We start from the raw sequence: 22,401 nt of genomic DNA, 5'->3' as shown, positions 1-22,401 counted from the left end.
GAGCGGCTGTAAGAAAAGTGCAACGTCACCTCGCGATACTGAATACAACGGCACGCATTTGACGCTCAGGAATAACAACAAAAGAAAAGGCAGTCAGCCATGTTCAAACAATCGAAAGTACGTCAGGCGGGACTTATTCTGTTCGCCACCACCCTGATTCTGATCTTGCCCAATTTACCCAAGGTTATTGGGTGACGATTGCGCTCCCACCTGTGGTGAACGCACCGCACCAGGCCAGCAGCTTTTGGCAGCACCTGCCAGGATATTGCGCTTAGCGCGCCTGTTGCAGGGGCTGTCTTTTTACCTGCCGTTTTCCGTTATCGTGTGCGCCCTTACTCTCTTGCAACGGGCCTGTGCCTTGAAACCGATCCTCGCCCTTTTTGCCCTGCTGCTCAGCCTGCCTGCGGCGGCGGCACCCTTGACCATCGAGCTGGACCACAGCCAAAAGACCTGGCAGACCGCCGAGTTGCTCAAGCACCCCGACGCTCAGACGGTGCAGATCGTCGATGATGTGTCCTACAAGCGCACTATGACCTATCGCGCGGTGCCCCTCGCGGTGCTCTTACCGGGCCTTAAGCCTGCGAACCACCTGCAAGCCGTTGCCCTTGATGGTTTTGCCGCCGAACTTGCCGCCGCGCCGTTACTGGAAAAAAACGGCGCCCGCGCCTGGCTGGCCGTGGAAGACCCGGCGCATCCATGGCCACCGCTGGCGCAAGGCAAGCCCAGCGCCGGGCCGTTCTATCTGGTCTGGACCCACCCTGAAGCCGGGCATATCAGCCCCGAACAGTGGCCGTTCCAGGTATCGAAATTCAAGCAGTTGCAGACGGTTGGCGAGCGTTTCCCGGCGTTATTGCCCGACCCGAAGCTGGCGGCGAACGACCCGATCAACCAGGGCTTTGCGTTGTTCCAGAAGAACTGCCTGGCGTGCCATCGCCTCAATGGCGGCGGTGATGCCCAGATGGGCCCGGACCTGAATGTGCCCTACAACCCCACCGAGTATTTCAGCGGCGATTTCCTCAAGCGTTATATCCGCGATCCGCAAAGCCTGAGGCATTGGCCACAGGCGAAGATGCCGGCGTTTACAGCCAGTGTATTGCCGGACACTGAGTTGGATTTGCTGGTGGGGTACCTGCGGCACATGGCAGGCCGCAAACAGCAACCTTGAGCCTGCGCTGTATCGATCGTTCCCACGCTCCGCGTGGGAACGCCTCTTGTGACGCTCTGCGTCACGCTTTGGGACGCGGAGCGTCCTCGGCTGCATTCCTACGCAGAGCGTGGGAACGATCAAGCAACGCAGAGCGCGGGGGCGATCATTGCTGCGGCGCCACGAATACCTTGGCATGCATCTGCTCATGCCCACCGCCACGGCGCATGCCGCGTACCGGGCAGGCGTCGAGGTAGTCCAGGCCCACGGCCAGCTTCAAGTGCCGCTCCGGCCGCGCCAGTTGGTTGGTTACGTCAAAGCTGTACCAGGCGTCATCCAGCCAGGCTTCGGCCCAGGCATGGCTGGCCAGGTGCGTGCTGTCTTCGGTGTACAGATACCCCGACACATACCGCGCGGGGATCCCCAGGCTGCGGGCGCAGGCCAGGAACGCATGGGTGTGGTCCTGGCACACCCCAGCGGCACCTGCAAAGGCCTGGGCGGCGCAGGTATCGACGTCGGTCGCGCCAGGGGCGTAGACCATGGTGTGGTTAAGCGCCTGCATCAGGTCGATAAGCGCCGTGCGGTCGCGACGCTGATGGCAGTGTTGTTCGGCAAAGCCGCGCAGGGCGTCGTCGGGCTCGGTGAGGCGCGTGGCGCGCAGGAACGGAAAGGCTGACTGGCTTTCGTGTTCGGCCTCGCGCAACTCATCGATCTCCACCACGCCCCGGGCGCCAATGATGATGGCGTCATGGGGCTCGTCCAGGGTGAGCACATGCAAAATGTTGCCGAAGGGGTCCACCTGGGCCCGCACCGGGCGTGGCAGGTCGAGTTGCCAGCTCAGCACGTGCTGGCGCTCGCTGTCATGGGGTGTCAGGCGCAGGTACTGGATGCTGGCGCGCACCTGGTCTTCGTAGTGGTAGGTGGTGTCGTGGCTGATGGAGAGTCTCATGCCGCCTCCAGGTAGGAACTGTAGATGGCGTCGCCCAACTGGCGGACCAAGGGGATAAAGTCGGTCAGCCAGGCATGCAGGCCTTCCTCGAGGATTTCGTCGATGGCGGTAAAGCGCAGGCGCGCATCCATCTCGGCGGCCAGGCGCTGGGCCGGGCGGCCGTTGATGCCGGGCAGGCTGGCGAGGATCTGGTCGATCTCTTCGCTGCAAGCACGCAGCGAACGCGGCACATCGGCGCGTAACAGCAGCAGCTCGGCCACTTGCCGAGCCCCCGGTGCATCGCGATAAATCTCGGTGTACGCCTCGAATGACGACAGGGCGCGCAGCAACGCACTCCATTGGTAATACGCGTGAGCCGTGCCATCGCTGACCGCCTCAGCCTGTTCGCCGGCTATTTCGTAGCGGGCATCCAGCAGGCGCAGGGTGTTATCGGCGCGCTCAATGAAGGTGCCAAGGCGAATAAAGCGGAAGGCATCGTTGCGCATGATGGTGCCGTAAGTGGCCCCACGGAACAGGTGTGAACGCTCCTTGACCCACTCACAAAACCGGCTCATGCCGTAGTGGCTCAGCCCCTGCTGCGCGATATCGCGAATGTCCAGCCAGGTGGCATTGATGTTTTCCCACATGTCGGCGGTGATTCGCCCACGTACTGCATGGGCGCTGGCCCGCGCCGCGCCCAGGCAGCTGTAGATGCTGGCCGGGTTGGCCGCGTCCAGGGCAAAAAAGTGCAGCAAGCGTTCAGCGTGCAATGGGCCATGGCGCGTGTGGTAATCCTCCAGGGTGCCGGTGATCAACAGCGGCATGGCCAATTCGTGCAGGCCATCGCCGCGCCCGTCCTGGGGCATCAGCGACAGCGAATAGCTGACATCGAGCATGCGCGCGAGGTTTTCGGCGCGTTCCAGGTAGCGCGACATCCAGTACAAATCCGAGGCAGTTCTACTCAACATGGCATCAGTCCTCGACCACCCAGGTGTCTTTGGTTCCGCCGCCCTGGGACGAGTTGACCACCAGCGAGCCTTCGCGCAGCGCCACGCGGGTCAGGCCACCCGGTACCACGCGAGTCTCCTTGCCGGACAACACGAAGGGGCGCAGGTCGATGTGGCGCGGGGCGATGCCGTTTTCGACAAAGGTCGGGCACGTGGATAAACACAGGGTCGGCTGCGCGATATAAGCGTGTGGCTTGGCCTTGATACGCGCCCGGAACGCTTCGATTTCTGCGGTTGTAGACGCCGGGCCGACCAACATGCCGTAACCACCGGAGCCTTGGGTTTCCTTGACCACCAGGTCGGGCAGGTTGGCCAGTACGTGGGACAACTCGTCAGGCTTACGGCATTGGAAGGTCGGAACGTTCTGCAGGATCGGTTCTTCGTCGAGGTAGAAACGGATCATCTCGGTAACGAACGGGTAAACCGATTTATCGTCCGCGACTCCGGTGCCAATGGCATTGGCCAGCACCACATTGCCGCAACGGTAAGCAGCGAGCAGGCCGGGTACACCGAGCATGGAGTCGGGGTTGAATGCCAAGGGGTCGAGAAATGCATCATCGAGGCGACGGTAGATCACATCGACAGCCTTGGGCCCGTCGGTGGTGCGCATGAATACACGGTCATCGCGCACAAACAAATCCGCGCCCTCCACCAACTCCACGCCCATTTCCCGGGCCAGAAAGGCATGTTCGAAAAACGCGCTGTTGAAACGCCCGGGCGTCAGCACCACCACACTGGGGTTATCCAGAGGGCTGGCGCTTTTGAGGGTATCGAGCAGCAAGTTGGGGTAATGGTCGATGGGTGCGATGCGCTGGGCCGCGAATAGCTCGGGGAACAGACGCATCATCATTTTGCGGTCTTCGAGCATGTAGCTGACACCGCTGGGCGTGCGCAGGTTGTCTTCAAGCACGTAGTACGTGCCGTCGCCATCGCGTACGAGGTCGACCCCGGAGATGTGCGAATAGATATCGCGGTGCAAATCCAGGCCCTGCATTGCCAGTTGGTATTGTTCGTTGGCCAGTACCTGTTCGGCAGGAATGATGCCGGCCTTGATGATGCGTTGGTCGTGGTACAGGTCGGCGAGGAACAGGTTCAGCGCCTTGACCCGCTGGATGCAACCGCGCTCGACAATCCGCCATTCACTCGCCGGAATGCTGCGGGGGATGGTGTCGAAGGGGATCAGGCGCTCGGTGCCTTGTTCGTCCCCGTAGAGGGTGAAGGTGATGCCGGCGCGGTGGAACAGCAAATCGGCTTCACGCCGACGCTGAGCCAGCAGTTCGGCAGGGGTATCGGCCAGCCAACGGGCAAACTCGCGGTAATGGGGGCGAACCTGCCCTGCCCCATCGTACATTTCATCGTAATAAGTGCGGATCATGCCGTACTCCTTGTCACCCGGACGCAAGAACCTTCGCAAGGCCCGTGCCAGCGGCATAAACACTTAATAATCAATCAGTTGAATAATCCCAGCGCAAGCACCGCACCGTCCTGGTGCGCGCAGTTGCCTGGGGCAGACCGTGCGCTTCATTGCAATGCGATCTTTGGCTATCAACAGCATAGTCAGAGTTGATTTCACTGCCCGCCTGCACATACGGATAATCGCCCACATCGGCTGAACAGGACACGTCCTACAGCCAAACCCTTTGCACATTCAGTAACGTGTCAATTCGTGTACTGATGACTCCTCAGTCTTCCCTTTCCGCCACCCTATCCGGGTGGCTTTTTTTTGCGCGTAAAACGGCAGTTCCCTTTGCGATGGCCGCCCAAACAAAATCGGCCGACCCAAAGGTCAGCCGATACGCTGTGCTGCTCATAAATACCAACTACATGGGTAACCCACGCACCTCCTGCTTGACGCCCCATCCCTCGATAATCCCACCCAGGGGCTCCACCACTGCCTCAAAGTCTTGCTCGAAGTCTCCTATGCCGTCGTAGGTTGCAAACATGATTTTGCTCAGTTCCAGGTACCAGGCGCCATCGTCGCGCGCGCTGACTTGGGCATTGAGGGACTCCCCACGAAATCGACCCGCAGCCCTGCGCGCCCGTTCCTCATCCGGGAAAATGGCGTAGAACTCGATGGGGTGAAAACGCGAGAAATCAAAGCCGCCTTCTTTCATGCGGCGCAGTACGTTGGTGCTGATGTCTTCTTGATAGGCTGTGCTCATGAAACGTCCTCCTCAAACCGATGGATAGACTTTCCGTGCTTCCTGAAGCCCCGCGCCCTGCTGGCGCGGGCACCACGGCATAACAACGCCGCAGGAAAACAAGCATGTAGCTGACAAGACCAGACCTTAGCGATTCATTCGCTGATCTCGATTGCAGAGTAGCGCGAAGCTATCACCTCCACCAGAGGTGCTCGTGTGGCGTGTGAAAAATGTTTAGACGGAGGGAGAAATATCGAGAATCTGGATACTGTTCTGATCTTTGAGAATCTTGACCGTCGGCTCGGGTTTACGGCCTTCCAGGTCATTGAGATCGAGTTCGGCAGCAATCGGCACCAGCTTCGCACGAATCATATGCGCAGCGTCTTCGAGGCTGGGCTTTTGTTCGCAGGTGAACTGCTGCACGGACTTTTCACCGTGATCATCAACGAAGGTAATTTGCCACGTTTGCATCGGTGCCTCCTCGATAAAACCCATAGGTGGGCTTACAAGTATCTGGACCTTGGCGGCGCGCAAAACGTTCCGCTCAAGCCCGGAGGCACCGGATCAACACTTATTTTTCAGCGTGTTCTTTCAAGGCTTTCAAGGTGTTGAACGGCGCGTCCACCACGAACTTGTTGGCCAACCACGAAGGTACGCTGCCGCCTGGCTCGGTGTGTACCTGGTAGGTGACTTCGGTCTGGTTATCGCCCTTTGGCACCAGTTTCCAGAAACCCTCCACCTGGGCGACCCGCACGTAGCCTTTTGCTTCGGGCTTGTAGGTCGGCACACCTTCCAGTTTGCGCGTGACGGTGCCGTCTGCGGCTTTGGTGGTGGTGACGTGGATGTACGAGTCGCGGTCCGTCACGGGGAACGGCGCCTTGAACTGGGTGTAGGTCCAGGCCTCGTCGCCTTTCTTGTCGACGAGTTTCTGGGATTTGCATTCGTGGATCCATGCGCAAGCACCGGCCACATCTTCCTGCAGCGCCTGGACTTTGGCCAAAGGCGCCTTGATCAGAGTCACACCGCGATACGCCTTGTATTTGGAACCGGCAATCTCGCTCAGGGACACCTTGATACCGTCTTCGTCCTTGGCGACTTGCCAATCTTCAGCCTGGGCAGTGGCCGCAAACAACAGCGTAAAACCGCACAGCACAGCCACTCGTTTCAGCGAACCCATCATTGTATTCCTTATTGTTGAAGTTCCGATAGTAAAGCCCATCAAGCCGCCGTCATCTGTTCCCACCAGCCGATCAGCCGGATGGCATCGGCCTGGTCGTTGCCACAGACGTCGATATCCGCCTTGAAATCACTGCACACGGCGGGCCGCTGCGGTTGACCGAACAACTGGCACAGTTGTTCCGCCGACAGGTGCACGCAGCGAACGCCAGCGGGTTTGCCCAGGGGCATTCCCGGCAATGGTGAACTGATGGAGGGGGCAATGCAGCATGCGCCACAGCCTTCACGGCATTTCATGACCAGCAGGTCCTCGACGACTCAATAGGGATCGCCGGGCTAGAGTACGCCCTTAAACAGCCGTTTTAAAATGGCCCAACAGGGGTTTTTCGCACAAAACAAAAGTGACCGACCAGTCTGCGACAGATGGTCGGCGACTCGGGTCACCTGAGCTCAGAAAGTTTATTGCTTGAATTCGAAATCCAGAGCAGCGCCTTCAACATCACGGCGCTCTTCGTTACGCAGTTGCAGCTTCATCTCATTGCTGAGCAAGCGGCCGTTGATCTGGAACGCGCTGTTGTCGGTGGGTTTTTCGCCAAACATTGGCGGCAACAAGGGCACGCTCTTGGGCTTGGGCATGGTGCCGATAGGCTGCAAGTGCCTGACCATGTCCGAAGGCAGGGACAGATCCAACTGTGCCGGTGACAGTTTGGTCTGGGCGACTTCACGGGCCGACTTGGACTTGCTCGCCACGGGTGCACGCTTTTTGGTCGAGGCGGCTTTCTTTTGTGCCGCGGGGGCTTTTTTCGCAGGCGCTGGCTGCTTGGCTGAGGTCTTCTGCTCGGCACTCATAGCAGGCTTGCCATCAGCCACCGGCGCTGCAGCCAGCACGCTGCCGGCATTGCACAGGCTCAGCAGACCAAGCATCAACGTAACGCGAAAAATAGAAGTCATATCGCCAACAGCATTAACGGCAGAAGGCCATATGCTCGCTTGTTGTGCGCGGCATGACAAGGGCACAGATCAGTCTTGTCCCCTTTGCATACCTCAAAAACCCGCTGCGGCCTCTTGGCATAGCTGGCTGGCAAGCATTCCCAGGGTCATCAACGCCCGCTCTGCCTCGCGGTTCCACGGCGTGCCGCAATTGAGGCGAATACAGTGGTTGAACTGTTCGGTATTACTGAAGATCAGCCCTGGCGCAATGCTGATGCCTTGTTGCAGGGCACGCACATGCAGTTCCTGGGTATTGACCCGCCCCGGCAAACTGACCCACAGGATAAAGCCGCCGGTCGGGCGGGTCATCTGGGTGCCTTCGGGAAAATACTGCTGCACCGCCAATTGGAAGGCGCTGAGGTTCTTGCGGTATTCCTGGCGGATGTAGCGCAAATGACGGTCGTAGCCACCGTTTTCCAGATAGGCCGCGACGCCCATTTGCGTGACGCTGCAAGCAGAATGGGTGCTGAACATCTGCAGGCGCTGGATTTCCTGCTGGTATTTGCCGGCAATCATCCAGCCAATGCGCACGCCCGGCGACAAGGTCTTGGAAAAGCTTGAGCAATAGATCACCCGGTCAAGGCGGTCGTAGGCCTTCAGGGCTTTGGTGCGGCCAAGTTCGAACATCAACTCGCCGTAAATATCATCCTCGACGATCTGGATATCGAAGTCCGACGCCAGGCGTAGCAACTGTTTCTGCCGCTCCTCCGGCATGGTGCCGCCCAGCGGGTTACTCAGGCGCGTGGTCAGCACCAGCGCTTTGATCGACCATTGGTTGGCGGCCAGTTGCAAAGCCTCCAGGCTCATGCCCGTGGCCGGGTCGCTGGGGATCTCGATCACCTTGAGGCCCAGCAGGTCAGCCAATTGCAGCAAGCCGTAATAGGTGGGTGATTCAGCCGCGATCAGGTCGCCAGGGCGCGTCAGCACGCGCAGCGACATCTGCAATGCATCGACACAGCCGTGGGTAATCACCACTTCGGAAGGGTCCACGACCACCCCGGCATCGCGCATGCGGATCGCCACCTGGCGGCGCAGGGGTTCAAAGCCAGGGCTGAACATGTAGCTGAACGCCCGTGGGCTCTGGAAACGCGTGACCTTGGCCAATTGCTGATGCAATGCCCGCACCGGCAGGTAGTCGACACTCGGCACCGCCGCACCCAAGGGAAACACCCCTTCACGGCGCGACTCGACCAGCACCTGCTGGATGATGCTGCTACGGGTGACCAACCCTGGGCGCTCGACCCGTGCGATATCGGGCGTAGGCGCCGTGAGTGCTGGCGTCTGGTGCACGTAATAGCCCGACTGCGGCCGCGCCCGGATCAGCCCCTGGTCTTCCAGGTTGGCGTAGGCCTGCAGTACCGTGGCATGGCTCACATTGAGCTGGGAACTCATCTTACGCACCGACGGCACGCGCTCCCCCGGTTGGTAGACACCGCGCCGGATGTCCTCAGCCAGTTGCTGGGCAATACGTTGGTAAAGCAACAGATTGGTCATGACGCAGCACTCGATTTCACGGGTATTTTATTTTTGTGTGAAACATACCGGCACAGTTTAGAAGTGTACGGGGACAGTTGCCACAATAGTCGAGCGCGGGCGGGAGTGACAGTAAAAACTGTAAGGGTGTAGGCCTAATAAAATCTTGCAGGGGCCTGCCCCGTGTAGGAGCGAGCTTGCTCGCGAAAAACTCACGGGCGCCGCGTTCACTCAGAAAGCACGCGTTATCGTTGACGTTTTTCGCGAGCAAGCTCGCTCCTACAGAGGCGACGGCTGTCAGCGGGAGGCGCCCAATTCAGAGGCGATGGCTGTTAGCGGGCGGCGCCCAATTGGCCCTTCTCGTCAGAGAATACAATTTCCACGCGGCGGTTCTGCGCACGACCACGCTCGGAGGCATTGGCTTCCACCGGGTATTGATCGCCATAACCTTCGACTTCGATGCGCTTGTCATCGATACCCAGGTCCATCAACAGATCGGCCACCGATTGAGCACGGTCGCGGGACAGTTTCAGGTTTTCCTGCTCGCCACCGGTGTTGTCGGTGTAGCCCTCGACGCGCACCCGACGCTTGGGGTTCAGTTGCAGGAATTGCACGATCTTGAGCACTGTGCGGTTGGCCGAGTTCTGCAGCTCAGCTTCGCCAGTGTCGAACAGTACGTCCCCCAGGGTCATCACCAGGCCACGATCGGTCTGGGTGGTGAGGCTGGCGATCTGCGCTTCAACCCACTTGCCCTGCTGTTGCACGCTGGCCAGCTTGTTTTCGCGCAAGGCCAGTTGCAGACGCTGACGCTCCAGTTCCAGTTGGGTACCGCGCTCGGCATTCAGGCCCTGCTGGGTGTGTTCTCGGGCGATGGCGCTGTAACGCTGGCTCAGGTAGGCGTAATGCACCACGTCGGCGCCGCTGCCCCAGTAGCTGGACAGGCGATCGGCGCGTGCCAGTGACTCGCCGGCGCGGATCACGTCCTTGGGCGCAAAGCGCAGCACGTTGGCGTCTTCCTTGACCTTCTGAAAGTCATCGCCGGCCTGCTGCAACGCCTGCTCGCTGGTGGGTTGGCTGGCACAACCGCCCAAGGCCACGCTGCCCAACAGCAGTACACAGCTCAAACTACGGATCATCGGACTCATTGTGCCTCTCCCAACTGCAGCTGCTTACGCAGGCGAGTGATACGGGTATTGAGCACGTTCAATTGTTCCTGGCTCTTGCCGGTCAGCACTTTGGCCTCGGCCAGACGCGCGTCCAGCTCAGCCTGCTCTGCGCGCATACGCGCTCGCTTGTAGGATTGGTCGGCCATGTTGCCCTTGGCCCGGGCGAATTTTTCTTCGGCCAGCTTCAATTCGGGGGATTCATCGGTGTTGGCCCCGACCGCGGTGGCTTGTTCCAAGGCTTGCTGGGTCAGGCGCATTTGTTCGATCGGCGCAGGATCGGTTGCGCATCCCGCCAGCGCGACAACGGCGAGGGCCGCGAAAAGAGCTCGAAAAATCACTGTAAATCCCTACTTTGTTGGGGTGCCGACAGGCTGTTGCAATTGCGCCTTCCAGCGCTCCAGATTGCGCTGCAGCGCGGCTTGCGCGACACCGGAGGCGGACAATTCTGTCATCTTTTTCGTCAGCTGTCCGCGCAGCCACGGATCATTGCAGGCCGAGTTGTGGGAAATCGCCAGGTACAGGCCGGGCTGATCGACAGGCACCGCATGGGCCACGAGGTCATTACTCATGCCCAGCGTCTGGGCCATGGCCATGCCGGAATAGCGCCCAGCCAGCACGTAGTCCACCTCACCCAACAGCAGTTTCTGGAAGGCCGGCGTCAAGTTGGGCAGGCGTTGCAGGTTGAGTTGCTGGCTGGCGAAGGTCTCGAACTCGGCGCTCAAGCGCGCACGTTCCGAGACTGCGCCTTTGTGGCCGTGCAAATCGGCGGCGGTGGAATAGACCAATGCGGAATCCTTGCGCGTCCACACCAGGTAGTCGGTCTGCATCAGCGCCGGATGGATGTAGTCGAAGTTATCCAGCTCGCCCAGGTTCAGCGGTGCGTCGGCGAGGATGTCCATGCGCCCGCTACGCGCTTCCTCCAGGGCCAGGGAGCGTTTGCCGCCGTAGAGCAGGTCGATTTTCAGCCCGAGGTCCTTGCCCACTTGTTGCAGCACATCAGCGGTGGCGCCGATCAGGTGCGTGGGGTCTTGGGGGTCGCGCCACAGTAAAGGCGGTGCGTCCGGGCTGCCGGTGATCACCAGGCGCTCGCATTTGCCGGCGGCGAGCGCCAGGCTCGGCAGCAGCGTAAGGCCCAGCAGTACAGTCCAGGGGCGCAGCGCCATGGCATGTTCCTTCCTAAAGTGCTCGCGAAAAACGTCAACGATAACGCGTGCTTTCTGAATAAATGCGGCGCCTGTGGGTTTTTCGCGAGCAAGCTCGCTCCTACAGGATCGAATAAAAAAGCCCGGTCATAAGACCGGGCTCTTTATAAGTGAAGCGGCTGGATTAGACCAGCTTCTCCAACTCCGGTACGGCTTCGAACAAGTCCGCCACCAGGCCATAATCGGCAACCTGGAAGATCGGCGCTTCTTCATCCTTGTTGATCGCAACGATCACTTTGGAGTCTTTCATACCGGCCAAATGCTGGATCGCGCCGGAGATACCGACGGCAATGTACAGCTGTGGCGCCACGATCTTGCCGGTCTGGCCGACCTGCATGTCGTTGGGTACGAAACCTGCGTCAACGGCTGCGCGGGAAGCGCCGACCGCAGCGCCCAGCTTGTCGGCCAGGGCGTACAGGTGCTTGAAGTTGTCACCGTTTTGCATGCCACGACCGCCGGAAACGACGATCTTGGCAGCGGTCAGTTCAGGACGGTCCGACTTGGCCAGCTCTTCGCCGACAAAGCTGGACGTGCCAGCGTCGTGGGCAGCGGAGACGGCTTCAACGGCAGCCGAGCCACCTTCGGCGGCAACCGGGTCGAAACCGGTGGCGCGCACGGTGATGACCTTGACCGCAGCATTGGACTGTACGGTAGCGATGGCGTTACCGGCGTAGATCGGGCGCTTGAAAGTGTCGGCGCTTTCTACCGAGATGATCTCGGAGATCTGGTCAACGTCCAGCTGCGCGGCAACGCGTGGCAGGATGTTTTTGCCGTTGGAGGTGGCGGCAGCCAGGATGTGGCTGTAGCTCTTGCCCAACTCTGCGACCAGTGGTGCAACGTTTTCCGGCAGCTGATGCGCGTAAGCGGCATTGTCAGCGTTCAGGACTTTGCTCACGCCCGCGATTTTCGCAGCGGCTTCAACCACGGCGCCAGCGCCCTGCCCTGCTACCAGGACGTGGATGTCGCCACCGATTTTAGCGGCAGCGGCCACGGTGTTCAGGGTGGCCGGGGCCAGCACCTTGTTATCGTGTTCGGCGATTACGAGGATAGTCATGATCAGATCACCTTCGCTTCGTTTTTCAGTTTCTCGACCAGTTCAGCCACCGACTTGACCTTGATGCCCGCGCTGCGCGCAGCCGGCGCTTCGACTTTGACGGTCTTGTTGGTAGAAGCGGTGGAAACGCCCAAAGCATCCGGAGTCAGCGTCTCCAGGGGCTTCTTCTTGGCTTTCATGATGTTTGGCAGGGACGCATAACGCGGCTCGTTCAAACGCAGGTCGGTGGTGACGATGGCCGGCAGTTTCAGGGAAACCGTCTGCGCGCCGCCGTCGATTTCACGGGTGACCGCAACGCTGTCGCCGCTCACTTCGACTTTCGAAGCGAAGGTGCCCTGGCCGTAACCGGTCAGTGCAGCCAGCATCTGGCCAGTCTGGTTGTTGTCGCTGTCGATGGCTTGTTTGCCAAGGATCACCAGTTGTGGCTGTTCCTTGTCGACAACGGCCTTGAGCAGCTTGGCCACGGCCAGGGAGGTCAACTCTTCAGCAGACTCCACCAGAATGGCGCGGTCGGCGCCCAGGGCCAGAGCGGTACGCAACTGCTCTTGGGCAGTGGTCGGGCCGATGGACACCACGACGATTTCCGTCGCCACGCCTTTCTCTTTCAGGCGTACGGCTTCTTCCACAGCGATTTCGCAGAAAGGGTTCATCGACATCTTGACGTTAGCAAGGTCGACGCCGGAATTGTCCGCCTTGACGCGAACTTTCACGTTGTAATCGACAACGCGTTTGACAGCTACAAGAACCTTCATGGATTCCTCGTTACTCTCCGGTGAAAAGAAAGTCGCCTAGGCGAACCTGGCGGTTGATGCTCATCGGCACACAAGGGCACCTCCAAAGACCTCGGCAGTGGCCTTGCACACGGGAAATGACGACCGTTCGTCAGTGGTGACTGAGAGGTCATTCTTTATCGCGGCGTGTAAACTGCGCCCCAACGTTTGGGTGCGCATCACCTTTATTGCCTTCGGCCTGTCTTTGGACGTGCTCTTGAAACCTGCAGTCTGCCTACGGGAAGCGCAAAACCGACCGTATCTTGACCGGAACGCCTATTCTGGTCAATACGGCAAAATGGTCAGTCATAAGCCCCGTTGCTTTGATTTATCTAGGCTGCAGGCAATTCAAACAAACGTTTGTATTGGACGCTGTCAGTGGTCTATATATAATGCGCCACCTAGAGAGACAGGTGGGTGCTGCCTTCGCGCAGAACCACACCGAACCTCCACCCATTAGAAAAAAAGCCTGTTGAGCCTTGAGTAGGAGATAGCCTGTGGAACGCGAATACATGGAATTCGACGTGGTCATCGTCGGCGCTGGCCCGGCGGGCCTGTCTGCCGCCTGCCGACTGAAGCAGAAGGCCGCCGAAGCCGGTAAGGAAATCAGCGTCTGCGTGGTCGAGAAAGGCTCCGAAGTCGGCGCCCACATCCTCTCCGGTGCCGTGTTTGAACCACGTGCCCTGAATGAACTGTTCCCGGACTGGAAAGCACTCGGCGCCCCGCTCAACACACCGGTGGTGCGCGACGACATCTATGTGCTGCGCAGCCCGGAAGCCTCCACCAAGGTGCCCGACTTCTTTGTGCCCAAAACCATGCACAACGAAGGCAACTACATCATTTCCCTGGGCAACCTGTGCCGCTGGCTGGCCCAACAGGCCGAGAACCTGGGCGTGGAAATCTACCCAGGCTTCGCCGCCCAGGAAGCGCTGTTCGACGAGAACGGCGTGGTGCGCGGCATCATCACTGGCGACCTCGGCGTTGACCGTGAAGGCAAGCCAAAAGACGGCCTGTACACCCCGGGCATGGAGCTGCGTGGCAAGTACACGCTGTTCGCCGAAGGTTGCCGCGGCCACATCGGCAAGCAACTGATCCAGCGCTTCAACCTGGACAGCGACGCCGACGCCCAGCACTACGGCATCGGCCTGAAGGAAATCTGGGAAATCGACCCAGCCAAGCACCAGCCGGGCCTGGTGGTGCACACCGCCGGTTGGCCGCTGGACATCATGGGTAACGAGAACACCGGTGGCTCGTTCCTCTATCACCTGGAAAACAACCAGGTGGTGGTCGGCCTGATCGTCGACCTGTCCTACAGCAACACCTTCCTGTCGCCGTTCGATGAATTCCAGCGCCTCAAGCATCACCCGGTGCTGGCCCAGTACCTGGAAGGCGGCAAGCGCATCAGCTACGGCGCCCGTGCGATCTGCAAAGGTGGCCTGAACTCGCTGCCGAAGATGGTCTTCAAGGGCGGCGCGCTGATCGGTTGCGACCTGGGTACCCTCAACTTCGCCAAGATCAAGGGCAGCCACACCGCGATGAAGTCCGGCATGCTCGCCGCCGACGCCGTGGCCGGCCGCCTGTTCGCCGAATCCGAAGGCGGCGACGAACTGACCACCTATGTCGACAGCTTCAAAGCCAGCTGGCTGTACGAAGAACTGTTCGCCAGCCGTAATTTCGGCCCGGCCGTGCACAAGTTCGGCGCAATCATCGGCGGCGGTTTCAACTGGCTCGACCAGAACATTTTCGGCGGCAAGATCCCTTTCACCCTGCACGACACCAAGCCGGACTACGCCTGCCTGAAGCTGGCCAAAGACAGTCAGAAGATCGACTACCCCAAACCCGACGGCAAGTTGAGTTTCGACAAGCTGAGCTCGGTGTTCATCTCCGGTACCAACCACGAAGAAGAGCAGCCGTGCCACTTGAAGCTCAAGGACCCAAGCATCCCGATCGGCACCAACCTGCCGCTCTACGATGAACCGGCGCAGCGCTACTGCCCGGCTGGCGTGTACGAAGTGGTGACCAAGGAAGACGGCGAGAAGCGCTTCCAGATCAACGCCCAGAACTGCGTGCACTGCAAGACCTGTGACATCAAGGACCCTTCGCAGAACATCACCTGGGTAACGCCGGAAGGTGCGGGCGGGCCGACTTACCCGAATATGTAAGTCGTTCGCTTAACCAAAAAGGCTCCCGAGACGGGGGCCTTTTTTGTGGGCAATATCGATCAAAATGTGGGAGCTGGCTTGCCTGCGATGGCCATAGGTATCTACACAATTGTGTAGTTCGCCGCAGCCACCGGTAACCACGATGCGAAGCGAGCCGCTCTTGATCTTGATCTGCTTTTGATCTTAGGCGCCCCGTCAAACCACGCTGGCCGGAATTCGACAGTGATTTGGGGGGTAAACCGGCAGGGATGCCGGTTTAGCCGCCCCGCGCCATGGATGGCGCGTGGCGGCGGCCCCCCAAATCACTGGCGGATTACGGGCACACCGAGCCTAGGCGAGGTGCCGAGTGGTGGGGCAAGAGCCCTTTGGTTACTTTGGGCTGGGCCGGCATTCCGGCTCTTTTCCAAAGTGACCCGCCGTCAGGCGGAACCCTAAGCGGCCGTTACCGCAGCAATGAATATGCACACAATCCAACTGTGTTGACTCACAGGCCGCCTTCGCGAGCAAGCCCGCTCCCACAAGTTGGATCGTTGGGGTGTCAGGTAGATAGGGGGCGGCTGGCAGGCCGTCATCGCAGGCAAGCCAGCTCCCACAATGACCGTGGGGTGTCAGGCGGCCCGCTCTTCGCCTGGGTTGCGCAGGAAGTAGCGTTTGTACTCCCGACTGAACTGCGACGTACTCTGGTATCCCACCTTGTGCGCCGCCTGCGCCACGCTCATGCCCTCCACCAGCAGCAACTGTTGGGCCTTCAATAACCGCAAGCGCTTGAGGTACTGCACCGGTGACAACAAGGTGCAGCGTTTGAAATGCTCATGAAAGGTCGAGGCACTCATGTGCGCAAATCCGGCCAACGTCTCGATATTCAGCGGCTCGGCGTAATGGGCATGCAGGTGATTCAATGAGGTGGCGATGCGCGAAAACTGCCCCTGTTGTTCCACCAGCGCACGCAACACATCCGCCTGAGGCCCACGCAAGGCGGTGAACAACAATTCGCGCACCCGCGCAGGCCCCATGATCCGGCTTTCCAGCGGATCGTGCAGGCACTGCAACAACCGCTCGACGCAGCCGCGCATCGCATCGTCCAGCACCACCGAACTCATCGACTCCAAGGTCTGCGCGGTCGGCGGCGGCCCGGCCTGCATGCCCATGGCAATCACCAACTCGCCCAACACCACGCGGTCGATGCCCACCGTCACGCCATACAGCGGCGCCTCGGGGGCCATGGCAAAGGTCTCGCATTCGAACGGCACCGGCATGGCCTGGATCAGGTAATGCCCGGCGCCATACTCCAGTGTGCGCGGGCCAAGGTAGGCGACCTTGCTGCCCTGGGCCACGAACATCAGGCTTGGCTCATAGATCTGCGGCCCACGCGCCACATCGCAACTGGCGCGCAGCACTTGCACACCGGGCAAGTGAGTCGGGGAAAAACCATCGCGGGGCGTGAGCCCTTCGATCAAGGCAACCAGCGTGGCATTGGCGTCCAAATGGCGGGTCAACAGCATGGCAAAAAACTTCGCGAATGAGGGATGACAGCATCATCGCAGGTCTGGCGGCCAATATATCCAAACCTCAGGCACTGCCGGACGAATAGGCATGAGACTCGGAGCAATTGCCATGTTCGCGCCCCCAGGCCGGCGCGCAGAATTTGCCGCCTCTGCAGTCCAAGCTTTTGTGAGGTTTACTATGTACACCGCCATCGGTTACGCCGCCCAGTCGGCCACCACGCCCCTCGCCCCGATGTCATTTGAACGCCGCAGCCCGCGCGTCGATGACGTGGCCATCGAGATTCTCTACTGCGGCGTGTGCCACTCCGACATCCACCAGGCGCGCAACGAATGGGGCATCGCCGTGTACCCGCTGATGCCAGGCCACGAAATTGTTGGCAAAGTCACCGCCGTCGGCGCCAACGTCACCGCGCATAAAGTCGGCGACTTGGTGGGCGTAGGCTGCATGGTGGACTCGTGCCGCCACTGTGAAGCCTGCCAATCGGACCTTGAGCAGTATTGCCTCGAAGGCCCGACCATGACCTACGCCACGCCAGACCGCGTGGATGGCAGCAACACCATGGGCGGCTACTCCGACAGCATCGTGGTCAGTGAGCACTTTGTGGTGAAGATCCCGGCCAAGCTCGACCTGGCCAGCGCTGCGCCGATCCTGTGCGCAGGCATCACCACCTACTCGCCCCTCAAGCACTACGGCGTGAAGGCCGGCGATAAAGTCGGGATCCTCGGCATGGGCGGCCTGGGCCACATGGGCATCAAGTTCGCCAAGGCCATGGGCGCCGAAGTCACGCTGTTCACCCGCTCGGCCAGCAAGGCTGAGGAAGGCCGTCGCCAGGGCGCCGACCATGTGATCGTGTCCACCGATGCCGAGCAGATGAAAGCTGCTGCCGGGCACTTCGACTTCTTGCTGGACACCATCCCGGTGCAGCACGACCTGAACCCCTACCTCGATGTGCTGCGCTTTGACGGCGTGCATATCCTGGTCGGCCTGATCGAGCCGGTGGACCCGCCCGTCAACGCCGCCAAGCTGGTGCTGGGCCGTAAAGTGTTGGCCGGTTCGCTGATCGGCGGTATTGCCGAAACCCAGGAAGTCCTGGATTTCTGCGCCGAGCATGGCATTACCTGCGACATCGAGATGCTCGACATCCGGCAGATCAACGAAGCTTACGCGCGCATGATTGCCGGTGACGTGAAGTACCGCTTTGTCATCGACATGGCGAGCCTGAAAGCCTGATCAGGCTTTGGCGCCCAACTCCGCTGACAGCCGGGCTGCGACCTGTTTGATCACAGGGATCAGCTCGGCCATTTTCTCCAGCGGCATGTAGGGCACCGTACTGGCGATGCTGATGCCGGCGACAATGCGCCCGCTGGCATCGCGCACCGGTGCCGCTACGCAGCGGATCGAAGGCTCGTTGTCTTCAAGGTCAAACGCGTAGCCACCCTCGACATACTCATGCATGCGCTGTTCGAACTGCGCCCAGGATTGCTCCGGGTGCTGCGGCCATTGCAGGCTCTTGCCCGCCGCCGGCAAGCTCGCCTCGTACAAGCGCTGCCACTCCTGCGGCGAATCATCCAGCATCAACGCCTTGCCGATACCGGTGCGCGCCAGCGGCATACGATGGCCGACCCGCGAGCGCATTTCCGGGCCGTTGCGGCCGGGGTTCTTGTGCAGGTAGAGCACCTCGTCGTATTCACGAATCGCCAGGTGAATGGTGTCGCCGGTCAACGCCGACAACTCGTCCAGGTACGGCACTGCCAGGTTCACCAAGGGCAACTCTTCACGGGCCTGGAACCCCAACTCGATCAGCTTGGGGCCCAGCAGGTAACCGACCTGGGGCACCACGCGCAGGTAACGCTCGTCCACCAGGCAACTGGCCAGGCGGTGCGTGGTGCTGCGCGTGGTGCCGATGCGCCGGGCGATCTCCTTGAGATCCCGTGCACCGGCCGCCACCGCTTGCACCACGCCCAGGCCGCGCAACAGGGTCTGGGTGCCGGTGGGGGCGGCGTCTTTGACGGGGGTGAGGGCGTTTTCCTGCATATCGGGCCTATAAGTATGAAAGCGGGGGCATTATGGCAAATACCGCCCTCCTGAACACAGGAGATCCAATGTGGGAGCTGGCTTGCCTGCGATGGCGGTGGGTCAGTTAAAGATAGGTTGGCTGACATACCGCTATCGCAGGCAAGCCAGCTCCCACAGTTTGATCTTCATAGGGCGAACATTAGCGTTGCTTCATGCGATCGATGATGACGGCCAGCAAGAGGATCGAGCCACGAATCACATATTGGTAAAAGGTATCGATGTTCTTCAGGTTCATCGCGTTCTCGATGATCGCCAGAATCAACACCCCAGCGATCACGTGGCGGATCATGCCGATGCCGCCGCTTAACGACACCCCGCCCAGCACGCACGCCGAAATCACCGTCAGCTCGAACCCCTGGCCAATCATCGGCTGGCCCGAGGTCATGCGTGAGGCGAGGATCACCCCGGCCAATGCGCCGATCAAACCGTGCACGGCAAAGATGATGATCTTGGTGCGATCAACATTCACCCCCGCGAGCAACGCGGCTTCCTGGTTGCCACCAATGGCCATGGTGTTGCGCCCGTAGGTGGTGTAATTGAGCAGCCAGCCAAAGAACACAAAGCACAACACGGTGATGATAATCGGCACCGGCACGCCCAGCAGTTGGCCGTTGCCGAATACGAAGAACCCTTCATTCATCACCCCCACCGCCTTGCCATTGGAGAAGATGTAGGCCAGGCCGCGCACGATCTGCATGGTCGCCAGGGTGGCAATCAACGCGTTGATGCGCAGCTTGGCGATCACGATGCCGTTGATCAGCCCGACCACCAGGCCCATGGCCAAGGCCGCCGACACGCCGAGTAGTACGCTGTCGGTGTCGCGCATCACAATGCCCGCCACCACCCCGGCACAGGCGATCACCGAACCCACCGACAAGTCGAAGTGCCCCGACGCCAGGCAGAACAGCATGGTGCACGCCGCAATACCCACGGTGGAAATCGCCAGGCCCAGACCGCGCATGTTCAGCGGCGACAGGAAGTTGTCGATGAACACCGCGCTGAGCACAAAGATGCCCAGCGCCGCCAACAGCATCACCCAGTCATCGAGAAATTTGCGCTGGTTGAAACCCGGCCAGAAACCCTTTGCAGTTTTTACCTCAGACATAGCCAAACCCTCTTATTCTTGTTCAAGCCCGCGACTGTGGCAGCGCCCGTTGCAGCAGACGCGCTTCATCCGCTTGGGCGCGGGGCAACTCACCGGTCAAGGCGCCTTCACTCATCACCAGGATGCGGTCAGAGATGCCCATCACCTCCATCAGGTCGCTGGACACCACAATCACCGCAATGCCACTGGCCGCCAGGTTATGGATGATCTGGTAGATCTCCGACTTGGCGCCGATGTCGATACCGCGAGTAGGTTCGTCGAGCAGCAGCACCTTCATGGGCATCGACAACCAGCGGCCGAGAATGGCCTTCTGCTGATTGCCGCCGGACAGGTACATGATCTTTTGCGCCGCGTTCGGCGTTTTGACCCGCATCGCCTGGATCTGTCGGTCGGCGTTACCTTTCTCCCAACTTTCGCACAACAGCCAGCCAAAGGTGGAATGGGCGCCACGGGCGCTGATGTTGATGTTTTCGGCGACGCTGCCCAGCGGGATGATGCCCTCTTTCTTGCGGTCCTCCGGACACAGCAATACCCCGGCGGCGATGGCGTCGCGAGGTGAACGCAGTTGCAGCGCTTGCCCGCACAGTTCCAGGCTGCCGGCGCTGGCGCGCTCTAACCCACTGAGCAAGCGAAACAGCTCGGTACGCCCCGCGCCCACCAGCCCGAACAGGCCCAGGATCTCGCCCTTGCGCACCTGGAAGCTGATCGGCTCACGCAGGCCCGGACCGAGCAAACCGTCCACCTTGAGCGCCACTTCGCCCTGCTCACGCGGTCGGTAATCGTAGATATCCTGGATATCGCGACCGACCATGCAGGTCACCAACTGGTCGTGGGTCAATGTGCTCATGTCCTCGAACGTGCGCACATAGCGACCGTCCTTGAACACCGTCACCGCATCGCAAATACGGAACACCTCTTCCATACGGTGCGACACGTAAAGCACCACTTTGCCCTCATCGCGCAGGCGCGCGATGATCGCCATCAAGCGGTCGATTTCCCGCGCCGATAAACTGCTGGTGGGTTCATCAAAGGCGATCACGTTGGCGCCGCGAGACAGCGCTTTGGCGATTTCCACCAGTTGGCGCTGGCCCAGGGACAGGCGCCCGAGCTTCTCGTCAGGGTCGATTTCATCGGCCAGGCCCTTGAGGCAGGCCAGGGCCTGCTTGCGCAGCAGGCCCCGGTTGACCACGCCAAAGCGCGTGGGCAAATGCCCGAGGAACAGGTTCTCGGCCACGCTCATTTCCGGCACCAGGTGCAGCTCTTGGTGAATCACCGCCACGCCGCTGGCGATGCTGTCGGCGGCGCATTTGAAGGCCATGGTTTGCGCGCCGATCTGCACCGTACCGCTGGACGGAATGTAGGCGCCGCCGAGGATTTTCAGCAGGGTCGACTTGCCGGCGCCGTTCTCGCCCATCAGCGCGTGCACCGAGTGCGGCCGCGCTTCAAAGCTGATCTGCGCCAGGGCTTTCACACCGGGAAACTCCTTGCCGATGCCATTGAAACGCAGAGCCGCGCCGCTCATTTCCACAGGCCGATCTTGGTCAGTTCTTCCTGGAAATTGGCGCGGGTGATCAAGGTCACTTCGTCCATGGCGGTGTATTTGGCCGGCTCCTTGCCGGTGGTGACCCACTCGTACATCGCCAGCGCGGTGTTATAGCCCTCGATATGCGGGCTGGGCAGCATGGAGCCGAAGAAGCCACTGTCGGCTTTCTTCAATTCGCCGATGGCGTCAGTGCCATTGATGCCGATGCCGATCACGTTGGCGGCCTTGAAGCCGGCGCTCTCAGTGGCGCGCACGCCGCCGAGCACGGTGTTGTCGTTCATGCCGCCGATGATCAGGTTCTTCGCCCCGCTCGGCAGCTTGACCAAGGCCGAGTTGGTGGCGTCCATACTGCCGGGCACGTCGAGGGTTTTCAGTGCAGCGGTGAGGATGTGATCCTTGGGAATACCGGCCTCCTCCAGGGATTTGATCGAGCCGTCAGTGCGCTTCTTGCCGGTGTCGAGTTCGTTGAAGGTGTTGATCACCGCGTAGGTGTCCTTCCAGTCCCAACCGCGTTTTTTCGCTTCGGCGGCCATGGCGGCGCCCTGCTTCTGGCCGACTTCAAACGCGGCCATGCCCAGGTACGGCACGTCTTCCATGAAGTTGCCCTTGGCATCGACAAAGCGATCATCCACGGCCATCACTTTCAAGCCGTTGACCTTGGCCTTGGCGACGATGGCCGGGCCCAGAGACACGTCTGGCGGGCAGATCACAAAACCCTTGGCGCCGTTGGCGGCCAGGCTGTCGATGGCCGACAAGGTCTTTTCGCCATCGGGCACGGCGATCTTGATCACGGTGAAACCATGCTCCTTGCCGGCTTTCTCCGCGAATGCCCACTCCGTTTGAAACCAGGGTTCCTCGGCCTGTTTGACCAGGAAACCGATCTTCACTTCTTCAGCCGATACCCAGCCGCTGAACGCCATCGCCAGTGCCACGGCACCGAGTGTTTGCTTGAACATGG

Annotated in this window: 22 protein-coding genes; 3 read left to right on the top strand and 19 right to left on the bottom strand. The window is 60.4% G+C overall.

Going from position 1 to position 22,401, the window contains the following annotated elements:
• The first annotated feature begins 358 nt into the window (after positions 1 to 358).
• Complete coding sequence (locus tag PSH76_RS05910; RefSeq protein ID WP_278915816.1) at positions 359 to 1,165, top strand: cytochrome c; 807 nt, start codon at positions 359 to 361, stop codon at positions 1,163 to 1,165.
• A 145-nt stretch (positions 1,166 to 1,310) separates the two neighbouring features.
• Here PSH76_RS05910 and PSH76_RS05905 read toward each other — a convergent pair whose 3' ends face one another.
• From PSH76_RS05905 to PSH76_RS05840, 14 genes are all read right to left on the bottom strand, one after another.
• Positions 1,311 to 2,093 (bottom strand): transglutaminase family protein, encoded by a 783-nt coding sequence (locus tag PSH76_RS05905; protein ID WP_032895708.1) that lies wholly within the window; start codon positions 2,091 to 2,093, stop codon positions 1,311 to 1,313.
• Positions 2,090 to 3,040, bottom strand: a complete 951-nt coding sequence (locus PSH76_RS05900; RefSeq protein ID WP_305493728.1) for an alpha-E domain-containing protein — start codon at positions 3,038 to 3,040, stop codon at positions 2,090 to 2,092. Before PSH76_RS05900 ends, PSH76_RS05905 begins: the two co-directional genes overlap by 4 nt.
• Positions 3,041 to 3,044: 4 nt before the next feature.
• Positions 3,045 to 4,454: a circularly permuted type 2 ATP-grasp protein gene (locus PSH76_RS05895; protein ID WP_032895706.1), complete on the bottom strand. Its 1,410-nt coding sequence runs from the start codon at positions 4,452 to 4,454 to the stop codon at positions 3,045 to 3,047.
• Positions 4,455 to 4,899: 445 nt separating this feature from the next.
• Entirely contained in the window at positions 4,900 to 5,241 is a 342-nt protein-coding gene (locus PSH76_RS05890) for a ribonuclease E inhibitor RraB (RefSeq protein ID WP_003193463.1), read from the bottom strand.
• 213 nt (positions 5,242 to 5,454) lie between these two features.
• Positions 5,455 to 5,691: a hypothetical protein gene (locus PSH76_RS05885; protein WP_014719530.1), complete on the bottom strand. Its 237-nt coding sequence runs from the start codon at positions 5,689 to 5,691 to the stop codon at positions 5,455 to 5,457.
• Positions 5,692 to 5,791: 100 nt separating this feature from the next.
• Entirely contained in the window at positions 5,792 to 6,397 is a 606-nt protein-coding gene (locus PSH76_RS05880) for an START domain-containing protein (protein ID WP_032895704.1), read from the bottom strand.
• Between the two features lie 41 nt (positions 6,398 to 6,438).
• A complete protein-coding gene (locus PSH76_RS05875) occupies positions 6,439 to 6,693 on the bottom strand; it encodes a YkgJ family cysteine cluster protein (protein ID WP_047711588.1) in 255 nt (84 codons plus the stop codon).
• Positions 6,694 to 6,855: 162 nt separating this feature from the next.
• Positions 6,856 to 7,347, bottom strand: a complete 492-nt coding sequence (locus PSH76_RS05870) for a translation initiation factor 2 (RefSeq protein ID WP_138762381.1) — start codon at positions 7,345 to 7,347, stop codon at positions 6,856 to 6,858.
• 93 nt (positions 7,348 to 7,440) lie between these two features.
• Complete coding sequence (locus PSH76_RS05865; protein ID WP_003193472.1) at positions 7,441 to 8,880, bottom strand: PLP-dependent aminotransferase family protein; 1,440 nt, start codon at positions 8,878 to 8,880, stop codon at positions 7,441 to 7,443.
• A 311-nt stretch (positions 8,881 to 9,191) separates the two neighbouring features.
• Complete coding sequence (locus PSH76_RS05860) at positions 9,192 to 10,004, bottom strand: OmpA family protein (protein ID WP_032895700.1); 813 nt, start codon at positions 10,002 to 10,004, stop codon at positions 9,192 to 9,194.
• Entirely contained in the window at positions 10,001 to 10,363 is a 363-nt protein-coding gene (locus tag PSH76_RS05855) for a DUF4398 domain-containing protein (protein ID WP_003193475.1), read from the bottom strand. Before PSH76_RS05855 ends, PSH76_RS05860 begins: the two co-directional genes overlap by 4 nt.
• A 9-nt stretch (positions 10,364 to 10,372) precedes the next feature.
• Positions 10,373 to 11,188: an ABC transporter substrate-binding protein gene (locus tag PSH76_RS05850; protein ID WP_305493727.1), complete on the bottom strand. Its 816-nt coding sequence runs from the start codon at positions 11,186 to 11,188 to the stop codon at positions 10,373 to 10,375.
• Between the two features lie 163 nt (positions 11,189 to 11,351).
• Entirely contained in the window at positions 11,352 to 12,281 is a 930-nt protein-coding gene (locus PSH76_RS05845) for an electron transfer flavoprotein subunit alpha/FixB family protein (protein ID WP_032895698.1), read from the bottom strand.
• Positions 12,282 to 12,283: 2 nt separating this feature from the next.
• A complete protein-coding gene (locus tag PSH76_RS05840; RefSeq protein WP_014719538.1) occupies positions 12,284 to 13,033 on the bottom strand; it encodes an electron transfer flavoprotein subunit beta/FixA family protein in 750 nt (249 codons plus the stop codon).
• A gap of 515 nt (positions 13,034 to 13,548) precedes the next feature.
• Between PSH76_RS05840 and PSH76_RS05835 the strand changes: the two genes are divergently transcribed.
• Positions 13,549 to 15,213 carry an electron transfer flavoprotein-ubiquinone oxidoreductase gene (locus tag PSH76_RS05835; protein ID WP_305493726.1) on the top strand — a complete coding sequence of 555 codons (1,665 nt, stop codon included), beginning with the start codon at positions 13,549 to 13,551 and terminating at the stop codon, positions 15,211 to 15,213.
• 608 nt (positions 15,214 to 15,821) lie between these two features.
• Here PSH76_RS05835 and PSH76_RS05830 read toward each other — a convergent pair.
• Positions 15,822 to 16,715 (bottom strand): AraC family transcriptional regulator, encoded by an 894-nt coding sequence (locus PSH76_RS05830; protein ID WP_003193483.1) that lies wholly within the window; start codon positions 16,713 to 16,715, stop codon positions 15,822 to 15,824.
• A 181-nt stretch (positions 16,716 to 16,896) separates the two neighbouring features.
• Here PSH76_RS05830 and PSH76_RS05825 point away from each other — a divergent pair, with 181 nt between their 5' ends.
• On the top strand, positions 16,897 to 17,949 hold the full coding sequence (locus PSH76_RS05825; protein WP_054897943.1) for an NAD(P)-dependent alcohol dehydrogenase: 1,053 nt from the start codon (positions 16,897 to 16,899) through the stop codon (positions 17,947 to 17,949).
• Here PSH76_RS05825 and PSH76_RS05820 read toward each other — a convergent pair whose 3' ends face one another.
• From PSH76_RS05820 to PSH76_RS05805, 4 genes are all read right to left on the bottom strand, one after another.
• Positions 17,950 to 18,753 carry an IclR family transcriptional regulator gene (locus PSH76_RS05820; RefSeq protein ID WP_305493725.1) on the bottom strand — a complete coding sequence of 268 codons (804 nt, stop codon included), beginning with the start codon at positions 18,751 to 18,753 and terminating at the stop codon, positions 17,950 to 17,952.
• Between the two features lie 181 nt (positions 18,754 to 18,934).
• The gene (araH, locus tag PSH76_RS05815) at positions 18,935 to 19,900 is read right to left on the bottom strand and encodes an L-arabinose ABC transporter permease AraH (RefSeq protein WP_032895695.1); all 966 of its coding nucleotides are present in this window, start codon (positions 19,898 to 19,900) and stop codon (positions 18,935 to 18,937) included.
• Between the two features lie 22 nt (positions 19,901 to 19,922).
• Positions 19,923 to 21,422, bottom strand: coding sequence for an L-arabinose ABC transporter ATP-binding protein AraG (gene araG / locus PSH76_RS05810; protein WP_305493724.1), 1,500 nt, complete (start codon positions 21,420 to 21,422; stop codon positions 19,923 to 19,925).
• A complete protein-coding gene (locus tag PSH76_RS05805; RefSeq protein ID WP_305493723.1) occupies positions 21,419 to 22,399 on the bottom strand; it encodes a substrate-binding domain-containing protein in 981 nt (326 codons plus the stop codon). Before PSH76_RS05805 ends, araG begins: the two co-directional genes overlap by 4 nt.
• Positions 22,400 to 22,401: the final 2 nt, after the last annotated feature.

The sequence above is a fragment of the Pseudomonas sp. FP215 genome (genome assembly GCF_030687795.1).
Classification (GTDB): domain Bacteria; phylum Pseudomonadota; class Gammaproteobacteria; order Pseudomonadales; family Pseudomonadaceae; genus Aquipseudomonas; species Aquipseudomonas salmasensis.
This window is presented reverse-complemented; position numbering and strand designations above follow the sequence as displayed.

Excerpts from the sequence above, each read along its gene's own strand:
- PSH76_RS05905 (WP_032895708.1), bottom strand. The coding sequence starts at position 2,093 with ATGAGACTCTCCATCAGCCACGACACCACCTACCACTACGAAGACCAG.
- PSH76_RS05900 (WP_305493728.1), bottom strand. The coding sequence starts at position 3,040 with ATGTTGAGTAGAACTGCCTCGGATTTGTACTGGATGTCGCGCTACCTG.
- PSH76_RS05895 (WP_032895706.1), bottom strand. The coding sequence starts at position 4,454 with ATGATCCGCACTTATTACGATGAAATGTACGATGGGGCAGGGCAGGTT.
- PSH76_RS05890 (WP_003193463.1), bottom strand. The coding sequence starts at position 5,241 with ATGAGCACAGCCTATCAAGAAGACATCAGCACCAACGTACTGCGCCGC.
- PSH76_RS05885 (WP_014719530.1), bottom strand. The coding sequence starts at position 5,691 with ATGCAAACGTGGCAAATTACCTTCGTTGATGATCACGGTGAAAAGTCC.
- PSH76_RS05880 (WP_032895704.1), bottom strand. The coding sequence starts at position 6,397 with ATGGGTTCGCTGAAACGAGTGGCTGTGCTGTGCGGTTTTACGCTGTTG.
- PSH76_RS05875 (WP_047711588.1), bottom strand. The coding sequence starts at position 6,693 with ATGAAATGCCGTGAAGGCTGTGGCGCATGCTGCATTGCCCCCTCCATC.
- PSH76_RS05870 (WP_138762381.1), bottom strand. The coding sequence starts at position 7,347 with ATGACTTCTATTTTTCGCGTTACGTTGATGCTTGGTCTGCTGAGCCTG.
- PSH76_RS05865 (WP_003193472.1), bottom strand. The coding sequence starts at position 8,880 with ATGACCAATCTGTTGCTTTACCAACGTATTGCCCAGCAACTGGCTGAG.
- PSH76_RS05860 (WP_032895700.1), bottom strand. The coding sequence starts at position 10,004 with ATGAGTCCGATGATCCGTAGTTTGAGCTGTGTACTGCTGTTGGGCAGC.
- PSH76_RS05850 (WP_305493727.1), bottom strand. The coding sequence starts at position 11,188 with ATGGCGCTGCGCCCCTGGACTGTACTGCTGGGCCTTACGCTGCTGCCG.
- PSH76_RS05845 (WP_032895698.1), bottom strand. The coding sequence starts at position 12,281 with ATGACTATCCTCGTAATCGCCGAACACGATAACAAGGTGCTGGCCCCG.
- PSH76_RS05840 (WP_014719538.1), bottom strand. The coding sequence starts at position 13,033 with ATGAAGGTTCTTGTAGCTGTCAAACGCGTTGTCGATTACAACGTGAAA.
- PSH76_RS05830 (WP_003193483.1), bottom strand. The coding sequence starts at position 16,715 with ATGCTGTTGACCCGCCATTTGGACGCCAATGCCACGCTGGTTGCCTTG.
- PSH76_RS05825 (WP_054897943.1), top strand. The coding sequence starts at position 16,897 with ATGTACACCGCCATCGGTTACGCCGCCCAGTCGGCCACCACGCCCCTC.
- PSH76_RS05820 (WP_305493725.1), bottom strand. The coding sequence starts at position 18,753 with ATGCAGGAAAACGCCCTCACCCCCGTCAAAGACGCCGCCCCCACCGGC.
- araH (WP_032895695.1), bottom strand. The coding sequence starts at position 19,900 with ATGTCTGAGGTAAAAACTGCAAAGGGTTTCTGGCCGGGTTTCAACCAG.
- araG (WP_305493724.1), bottom strand. The coding sequence starts at position 21,422 with ATGAGCGGCGCGGCTCTGCGTTTCAATGGCATCGGCAAGGAGTTTCCC.
- PSH76_RS05805 (WP_305493723.1), bottom strand. The coding sequence starts at position 22,399 with ATGTTCAAGCAAACACTCGGTGCCGTGGCACTGGCGATGGCGTTCAGC.